Annotated in this window: 10 protein-coding genes and 1 tRNA gene; 5 read left to right on the top strand and 6 right to left on the bottom strand. The window is 70.6% G+C overall.

Features of this window, described 5'->3' with window-relative positions; genetic code table 11:
- The 3 genes from G6023_RS05285 to G6023_RS05275 form a co-directional block, all read left to right on the top strand.
- A partial coding sequence (locus tag G6023_RS05285) for a glutamate--tRNA ligase family protein (RefSeq protein ID WP_182634304.1) occupies positions 1-769 on the top strand: 769 nt, incomplete at its 5' end.
- A 216-nt stretch (positions 770-985) separates the two neighbouring features.
- Positions 986-1,798: a queuosine precursor transporter gene (locus G6023_RS05280; protein WP_187699973.1), complete on the top strand. Its 813-nt coding sequence runs from the start codon at positions 986-988 to the stop codon at positions 1,796-1,798.
- Positions 1,795-2,160: a CHY zinc finger protein gene (locus G6023_RS05275; RefSeq protein WP_182634303.1), complete on the top strand. Its 366-nt coding sequence runs from the start codon at positions 1,795-1,797 to the stop codon at positions 2,158-2,160. The genes G6023_RS05280 and G6023_RS05275 overlap by 4 nt, the downstream gene beginning before the upstream one ends.
- A gap of 37 nt (positions 2,161-2,197) precedes the next feature.
- On the opposite strand, the gene G6023_RS05270 is transcribed toward G6023_RS05275, so the two are convergent.
- Both G6023_RS05270 and tgt read right to left on the bottom strand, forming a co-directional pair.
- The gene (locus G6023_RS05270) at positions 2,198-2,848 is read right to left on the bottom strand and encodes a hypothetical protein (protein ID WP_182634301.1); all 651 of its coding nucleotides are present in this window, start codon (positions 2,846-2,848) and stop codon (positions 2,198-2,200) included.
- A gap of 37 nt (positions 2,849-2,885) precedes the next feature.
- A complete protein-coding gene (tgt, locus tag G6023_RS05265; RefSeq protein ID WP_069388829.1) occupies positions 2,886-4,163 on the bottom strand; it encodes a tRNA guanosine(34) transglycosylase Tgt in 1,278 nt (425 codons plus the stop codon).
- Between the two features lie 136 nt (positions 4,164-4,299).
- Between tgt and G6023_RS05260 the strand changes: the two genes are divergently transcribed.
- A complete protein-coding gene (locus tag G6023_RS05260) occupies positions 4,300-4,905 on the top strand; it encodes a TetR/AcrR family transcriptional regulator (RefSeq protein ID WP_069388830.1) in 606 nt (201 codons plus the stop codon).
- Between the two features lie 276 nt (positions 4,906-5,181).
- Here G6023_RS05260 and G6023_RS05255 read toward each other — a convergent pair.
- From G6023_RS05255 to G6023_RS05240, 4 genes are all read right to left on the bottom strand, one after another.
- A tRNA-Ser gene (locus tag G6023_RS05255) sits at positions 5,182-5,272 on the bottom strand.
- A gap of 73 nt (positions 5,273-5,345) precedes the next feature.
- Positions 5,346-5,549 (bottom strand): CsbD family protein, encoded by a 204-nt coding sequence (locus G6023_RS05250; protein WP_067714680.1) that lies wholly within the window; start codon positions 5,547-5,549, stop codon positions 5,346-5,348.
- 143 nt (positions 5,550-5,692) lie between these two features.
- Positions 5,693-6,130, bottom strand: a complete 438-nt coding sequence (locus G6023_RS05245; protein WP_083249541.1) for a nucleoside deaminase — start codon at positions 6,128-6,130, stop codon at positions 5,693-5,695.
- Between the two features lie 119 nt (positions 6,131-6,249).
- Positions 6,250-6,777 carry a tRNA adenosine deaminase-associated protein gene (locus G6023_RS05240; RefSeq protein WP_069388832.1) on the bottom strand — a complete coding sequence of 176 codons (528 nt, stop codon included), beginning with the start codon at positions 6,775-6,777 and terminating at the stop codon, positions 6,250-6,252.
- Positions 6,778-6,813: 36 nt separating this feature from the next.
- On the opposite strand from G6023_RS05240, the gene G6023_RS05235 reads away from it, so the two are divergent.
- Positions 6,814-7,384, top strand: a 571-nt coding sequence (locus tag G6023_RS05235) for a prephenate dehydrogenase/arogenate dehydrogenase family protein (protein ID WP_182634299.1), incomplete at its 3' end; no start/stop codon positions are given.

Genomic DNA, 7,384 nt, shown 5'->3' with positions numbered 1-7,384 from the left:
CGACGCCGCCCGAGCGCGCCCCGGGGTGGCCGAGCGTCAGCTGGCGGACCTGGCGGCGACCGGCCTCGACTGGGACGGCGAGATCATGTGGGAGTCCGAGCGGGGGCACGCCTACGCCGCGGCGGCGAACCAGCTGGCCGATCAGGACCTGGTCTACGAGTGCTACTGCTCGCGCCGCGAGATCGCCGAGGCCCCCCGCGCCCCGCACTCCCCGCCCGGGTCGTACCCCGGCACGTGCCGTGACCTGTCGGAGGCCGAACGGGAGCGTCGCCGGGAGGCACTCGGCCCGGGGAGGGTGCCGGCGCTGCGACTGCGCGCGACGGTCGACGAGCTGACGATCACCGACCGGGTCCACGGGCCGTACACGGGGGTCGTCGACGACGTGGTGCTGCGCCGCGGCGACGGCGTGTGGGCGTACAACCTCGCCGTCGTCGTCGACGATGCCGAGCAGGGCGTCGACCAGGTCGTGCGCGGCGAGGACCTGCTCTCCTCCACTCCCCGCCAGGCCCATCTGGCCGACCTGCTGGGCCTGCCGCACCCGGAGTACGTGCACGTGCCGCTCGCGGTCAACGCCGCCGGTGAGCGTCTGGCCAAGAGGGACGGCGCGGTGACCCTCGCGGATCTGGCGCAGGAGGGGACGACGACGAGGGCCGCGGTCGCCCGGATCGTGGCCTCACTCGGTGGGCCGGAGGGCGCGGACTCGATCAAGGCGCTGCATGGGGTGGTCACCACCGAGTCCTTGCGGTCCGGCCCCTGGGTGGTGGCCTGATCGGCCGACGCGCGCCCGGCCCGGCCCGACCGCCCCATCGAAAAGAGCGTTCCGCGCAGACCCACTCGCACAACGCGTGCGGAAGCGACTTGTCGATCAACGGTGACGCGGCGCGCTGCGGCCCGTCGGCGGGTCGGCGGGTAGGGATTCGGCATCGCCGCGGGCGAGCGCGGATAATCGTCGTTCGTGACCACTTCCTCGCAGAATTCCGACCAACTGGGGACTGGGCGGCCGGACGGGAACACTCCCGAGCCGGCGCCCAGTACCCCCTCCACCGCCTCCGCGCCTTCCCCCGGCCGTGCCGTGTTCGCCACGGTCGCCAGCCCGTACTACGGCTATCTCATCGCCCTGTTCGTCGGCGTGATGCTCATCAGCAACGTCACCGGAACCAAGGGCGTCCTCCTCTTCCCCGACCTGGGCTTCGAGCTCGGGTTCCTCTCGATGGACGGGCTCGTCACCGACGGCGCCTTCCTGCTCTTCCCGCTGGCCTACGTGCTCGGCGACGTGATCAGCGAGGTGTACGGCTTCAAGGCGATGCGCCGCGTCGTGCTCTCCGGTTTCGCTGTGCTGGCCCTGGCAGCGTTGAGCTTCAGCCTCACGGTTCACCTGCCCCCCGCGCCGTTCTACGAGAACCAGGAGGCGTTCGAGGCCGTCGCCGGGGTCATCCCGCAGTTCTTCCTCGCCGGCCTGGCCGGGTACGTCGTGGGCGAACTGCTCAACTCCTACGTCCTGGTGTGGATGAAGCGCCGCACCGGTGAGCGGAGCCTGTGGGCGCGGCTCCTGGGGTCGACCGTGGTCGGCCAGCTCGCCGACACGCTGGTGTTCTGCACGATCGCGGCTCCGGCGCTGGGCATGGTGCTCGGCTCGGGCGACTACTGGAACTACGTCGTCATCGGCTTCGTCTGGAAGACCCTCGTCGAGGCGGTCCTGCTGCCGGTGACCTACGTGGTGATCGCGTGGATCAAGAAGCGCGAGCCCAGCTATCAGGCTGCACTATCGGGTTCCGCCCTGTCACACTCGGCGGTATGACCTCCGCTGACCGGGACGCAGACGACGGGCGCGACGCCGCTCGACCCGCCGCGGTGACGGTGCTCGGCGCGACGGTCGACGACCAGACCAGGTGCATCCACTACCGCGGCCCGCTGGACATCGTCGCGATCCGATTCCACTGCTGCGGCGAGTTCTATCCCTGCTTCCGATGCCACGCCGAGACTGTCGATCACCCGATCTCGGCGTGGCCGACGGACCGGTTCGACGAGCACGCCATTCTGTGCGGGGCCTGCCGTTCGACGCTCTCGATCAGCGGCTACCTCGACGCCGACGCCTGCCCGTCGTGCGCCTCACCGTTCAATCCGGGTTGCTCGCTGCACCATTCGATCTACTTCGAGTGACGAGCCCCGGTTCTTCGTCCCGACGCGGCCCGGGTCCCTACAACGATGCGCCCGGGAATCCGTCGGCTTCATTCATGGCCTTGATCACTGCGAGAAACACGCCGAGAACCAGCCGGGTGAGATCCTCCCGCTGGGCGAGATCCGCATCACGGCCGAGCTTGAGCGCGCGTTCCGCCGGCTCGGGGTCGGGAAGATCCCTGACCGCTGCCGCCAGGGCCTCCGACTCCGCGCGGCTGACCCCGAGAATCTTCGAATCGGACACGATCGTCTCGACGATGTCCCGCAGGACCGAGCCCTCCCTGTCGTCGAGCTGCGGGACGACGCGGACGATGTCGTCGTAGAGCCCCTCGACGTAGTCGTGGTCGTCCGGGTCTTGCTGGTCAAGGGAGGCGTCTTCGGCGACAGAACAGAGGAAGTCGAACAACATCTGGTCGGCCGTGTAGGGCCCCGGCCAGAGGCCGAGGTGCTCGTCGAACGGTAGAGCGGCCGCGCGAGAGATCAGCTTTCCGGCCACCTCTTCTGCCCCGTCGACCATTCTAGCCAACGCCTTGTCCAGGAGATTGAACGCTGCCTCCATCGCCGCCTCGCTGACCGGCGCCAGCGCCCCGGTCTTGGAATCCGGGTGGAGCCCGTAGGCCGTTCGACGTGCCAGGTTCTCCTCGGACGTCAGCCTGCGGTCGTGTGCCATGCGCTCAGCTTGTCATCCGGAGCGGCTCGGCGTTCCGTCACCGCCCCGAGTAGTACCGCCCCAGGAACTGCTCCTTGTAGGCCACGTACTCGTCGGGCCCGGCCGCCATCGCCGCGCGCACCTCGTCGACCAGCCGCACCACAAAGGCGAGGTTGTGCAGCGTGAGCAGCGTGGAGCCGAGGAACTCCTTGGCCTTGAACAGGTGGTGCAGGTAGGCGCGGCTGTACTCGCGCGACACCTCGGACGGCCCCTCGGGGTCGAGCGGGGTGTGGTCGTGGCGGAACTGGGCGCGGGTGATGTTGACCCGCCCGTCGAGCGTGTAGATCCCACCGTGGCGGGCCAGCCGGGTCGGCGCGACGCAGTCGAAGGTGTCGGCACCGTTTTCCACGGCGGTGAAGATGTCGTCGGGCTCGCTGATCCCCAGCAGGTGCCGCGGCCGGTCCTCGGGCAGTTCCTCGGTGCACCAGCCGACGATCGTTCCGAGGTTCTCCTTCTCCAGCGCGCCGCCGATCCCGTAGCCCCCGAAGCCTCGTCGCCCCTCGGCCTCGGCGCGCTCGCTCATCTCCACGAGCCCGCGCACGGCCTGCCGCCGCAGATCCTCGAACTGCGCTCCCTGGATCACGCCCCACAGTGACTGCCCCGGCCGGTGCCCCCGCTCCAGCGACAGCCGCTCGTGCTCGTCGAGGCAGCGCTGCGCCCACCGCCGCGTCCGCTCCACCGAACTCTCCTGGTACTTCCGCGTGTTCATCAGCGTGGTGAGCTCGTCGAACGCGAACAGGATATCGGCGCCCAGCGAGTGCTGGATGCGCATGGACACCTCGGGCGAGAAGCGGTGCCGGGACCCGTCGAGGTGCGAGGTGAAGGTGACGCCGTCCTCGTCGACCTTCGCGAGCCGGCCCTGCCCCTTGTTGGTGGCCGCGTCGTCCGGTGTGGCGCCGGCCGACATCTCGATGACCTTCTTGAATCCCACCCCGAGGCTCATCACCTGGAAGCCGCCGGAGTCGGTGTAGGTGGGCCCGGACCAGCGCATGAACTCCCCCAGCCCGCCGGCGGCGTCGACGACCTCGTGCCCGGGCTGCAGGTACAGGTGGTAGGCGTTCGCCAGGACGGCCTGGGCGCCGGTGGAGCGGACCTGCTCGGGGGTCAGCGTCTTGACGGTGGCCTTGGTGCCGACGGGGATGAACGCCGGGGTGGCGATGTCACCGTGCGGAGTGTGGATGACACCCGTCCGCCCGCCTGCCGTCCCGTCGAGGACCATCCGCTCGCCCACGTCGAAGGTGGTCGCGCGGGTGGTGGGCGTGGCGTTGTCCGGCATCACTCCATCGTGGCATGGCGGTCGCGGATTGCGGACGTGACCCTAAGATGGAGAGGTACGTCGGCATGGGGGGCGTAGTCGTCGGCGTCGGAGGGCGCGACGTGCGCGCCCGAGAGTACGACGACGAGGTGGGGCGATGACCACATCAGGTGGCCGTAGGCTCTCCAAGCACGAGCGCCGTTCCCAGCTGATCGTGTTGGGGATCCGTTTGCTGGAGACCGTGCCTTTCCATGCCCTGTCGCTGGACGACGTCGCCGAGCGGGCCGGGGTGTCCCGCAGCCTGCTCTTCCATTACTTCCCCACCAAGCTGGATTACCTCACGGCGGTCGTGCGTGCAGCGGCCGACCACGTGCTGTCGCTGACCGAGATCCCGGTGGGCGCGCACGCCGAGGACAGCACGCGCGCGATCATCACGGCGTTGGTGCGCTACATCCAGCGGCGGCGGGACAACTACGTGGCGGTCCTGCGGTCCGGCAGGGCTGTGGATCCGGCGTTGGAGAAGGTCGTCGACGGCATGCACCGCACGATCAGCCTGCGGATCCTCGACAGCCTCGGGGTACACGACCCGGACCCCCTGGCGCTCGCTCTCACGCGGGCGTGGTTGGCCGGCACCGAGGAGTTGGCGTTGCTGGGTGAGGAGTCGGGGCTGCCGCAGGACACGGTGATCGATGCGGCACTGTCGACCCTGAGCTCGGTCGTGACACTGCCCGACTTCGCCGAGGAGTCCTCCGGCCACGCCTGACAGCGCATCTCGCCTGCGCCCGCGCCTGCCCCACCCACAGCCGCCCGTCGCCATGGCATCTCGCACCCACCGCCCCACACACAGCCGCCCGTCGCCATGGCGTCTCGCACCCACCGCGGGGCAGGCGAGACGCCATCGTCAGGGGCGGCTGCCGAGGGGGCGGAATGGCGCGGGAGCGGCTGCAGTCGGCACGGACAGGCGCGGGAGCGGCTGCACGGGCGAGGGGGCGGAATGGCGAGAGCCCCGGACCTCTCTCGAGATCCGGGGCTCTCCCCGTGGCGGTGGCGGTGGGATTTGAACCCACGGTTGGGGGTTACCCAACACAGCATTTCGAGTGCTGCACCTTCGGCCGCTCGGACACGCCACCGCCGATTAGGCTACTTCACGCATGGCCCAGACGAAAATCGCCAGGCCAGAGGCGAGGAGTCAGCTGCTGCAACTCACTTGTCGTTGCCGGTGAGCTTGCTCGCGGCCTCGTTGGCCTTGTCCTTGAGCTTCTCGGCACCCTGCTTGATGCCGGCCTCGCCCTGGTCGGCCTGGCCCTCGGCCTGCAGGTCACGGTCTCCCGTCGCGGCGCCGGCCGACTCCTTGGCGCGGCCGCCCAGCTCCTCGGCCTTGTTCGAGAACTTGTCTCCCACTCCCATGTGGTGCTCCTCTCGATCGCGGCGCCGGGGTCCGGCACCTCTCACGACCCACGGTACGGAGATGCCGGGCCGGCCTCCACCGCGAGCGGGTCACGATCGGGTCACCGACGGGCGCCCCGCCGCGGACCCCGGCACAGCCGCCGTCATCGACGAGCGCGGAAGAAACCCTCCAGGACGGCCGCACACTCGTCCTCGAGCACACCACCCCGCACCTCTGGACGGTGCACCAGACGTCGGTCGCGGACGACGTCCCACAGCGACCCACACGCCCCGGTGCGCGGCTCCCAGGCTCCGAAGACGATGCGGCCGACCCGCGCCGCGACCGCCGCCCCCGCGCACATCGTGCAGGGCTCCAGGGTCACCACGAGAGTGCAGTCCTCCAGCCGCCAACCGTCGCCCAGGACCCGCGCGGCCTCGCGGAGCGCGATCACCTCGGCGTGCGCGAACGGGTCACCGTCGGCCTCCCGCCGATTGGTGGCGGCGGCCAACTCCCGACCGTCGGGGCCCAGCACCAGCGCGCCGACGGGCACGTCCTCGGCCGGGGTACCGCCCGCCACGGTCAGGGCGCGCCTCACCAGCATCTCGTCGGCCACCCGCGCGGAGCCCCGGTGTTCGGGGTGCGCTGACCCCGGGGGCACCGAACCGGCGCGGTTCACGGACACACCGCGGTCACGGACACGGCGCCGTCACAACCAGTGGCTCACGAGTCGGGCTGGTGCCGCTCGAACTCGTCGCCGAAGCCCATCCGCTCGGCCACGGACTGCAGCTGCTCGTCGGCGTAGAGGTCGGTCTCGGAGACGATGATCTCCAGCACCCCGGCGGGCAGTCCCATGTCGTCGAGGATCGCCATGTCGCCCTCACCCCACGGGTCGGTCTGCTCGAGCTCCTCGTCGGTCATGTCGGGCACGTCCACGTTGAGCTCGTCGAGCACATCCGCGGCGAGGTCGTAGTCCAGCGACGCGGTCGCGTCCGAGAGCATGAGCCGCATCCCGGACGGGCCCGGGCGCAGGATCACGAAGAACTCGTGGTCCACGTCGACCAGACCGAACGACGGTCCCTCCGCGCGCAGCGACCGGACCTGCCGGGCCGCGTCGTCGAGACTGGTGAGAGCGGCGTCGTCCAGTCGGGTGACCTGCCAGGAACCGCCGTCCTGGACCACCCCGAGTGCGATGCCGGTGACCGAGTCGTCGTCGGAGTCGCGGGAGAGTCGGTCGGAGCTGCTGGGCATGAGCTCAACCGTAGTCTGCTGTGAGAACCTTGTCAGGTGACGGTGACGGCGGACGTGTGCGTGCTCGGGGTCGGCCTGATCGGCGGCTCACTCCTGCGGGCCCTCGGCCCCGATCGGACCTTCGGCTGGAACCGCTCCCCCGCCGGCGCCGAGGCCGCCACCGCCGCCGGTTTCGACGTCACCACGGATCTGCCCACCACACTCCGCCGGGCTGCGGAGTCGGATGCCCTCGTCGTCGTCGGCGTCCCCCTCCCCGCCCTCGAGTCGGTCCTGGGCGCGGTGGCCGAGCACGCACCCACGATCGCCCTCACCGACGTGATCAGCGTCAAGGGCCCCGTCCTGGAGGCGGTACGGCGTCACGGACTGGGGGCGCGGTTCGTCGGCGGGCACCCCATGGCCGGCACCGCCCACTCCGGTTGGGACGCAGGCGACCCCGACCTGTTCCGCGGCGCCACGTGGCTCATCGCGGCCGACGACGACGCCGACCCCGACACCTGGGGACGAGTTGCGCGGCTCGCGCTGGACAGCGGCGCACGGGTGGTCGCGGCGACCTCCGCCGACCACGACGCGGCCGTCGCCCGGATCTCCCACCTGGGGCACGTGCTGG

The sequence above is a fragment of the Dietzia sp. DQ11-71 genome, from assembly GCF_014144995.1.
GTDB classification, from domain to species: domain Bacteria; phylum Actinomycetota; class Actinomycetes; order Mycobacteriales; family Mycobacteriaceae; genus Dietzia; species Dietzia kunjamensis.
The sequence above is the reverse complement of the archived record's forward strand: the minus strand, read 5'-3'. Positions and strand labels throughout refer to the sequence as shown.

What these genes read in the sequence shown, in the direction of transcription:
- tgt (WP_069388829.1), bottom strand. Translation starts at nt 4,163, where the DNA reads ATGCCGGACAACGCCACGCCCACCACCCGCGCGACCACCTTCGACGTG.
- G6023_RS05260 (WP_069388830.1), top strand. Translation starts at nt 4,300, where the DNA reads ATGACCACATCAGGTGGCCGTAGGCTCTCCAAGCACGAGCGCCGTTCC.
- G6023_RS05275 (WP_182634303.1), top strand. Translation starts at nt 1,795, where the DNA reads ATGACCTCCGCTGACCGGGACGCAGACGACGGGCGCGACGCCGCTCGA.
- G6023_RS05250 (WP_067714680.1), bottom strand. Translation starts at nt 5,549, where the DNA reads ATGGGAGTGGGAGACAAGTTCTCGAACAAGGCCGAGGAGCTGGGCGGC.
- G6023_RS05270 (WP_182634301.1), bottom strand. Translation starts at nt 2,848, where the DNA reads ATGGCACACGACCGCAGGCTGACGTCCGAGGAGAACCTGGCACGTCGA.
- G6023_RS05245 (WP_083249541.1), bottom strand. Translation starts at nt 6,130, where the DNA reads ATGCTGGTGAGGCGCGCCCTGACCGTGGCGGGCGGTACCCCGGCCGAG.
- G6023_RS05240 (WP_069388832.1), bottom strand. Translation starts at nt 6,777, where the DNA reads ATGCCCAGCAGCTCCGACCGACTCTCCCGCGACTCCGACGACGACTCG.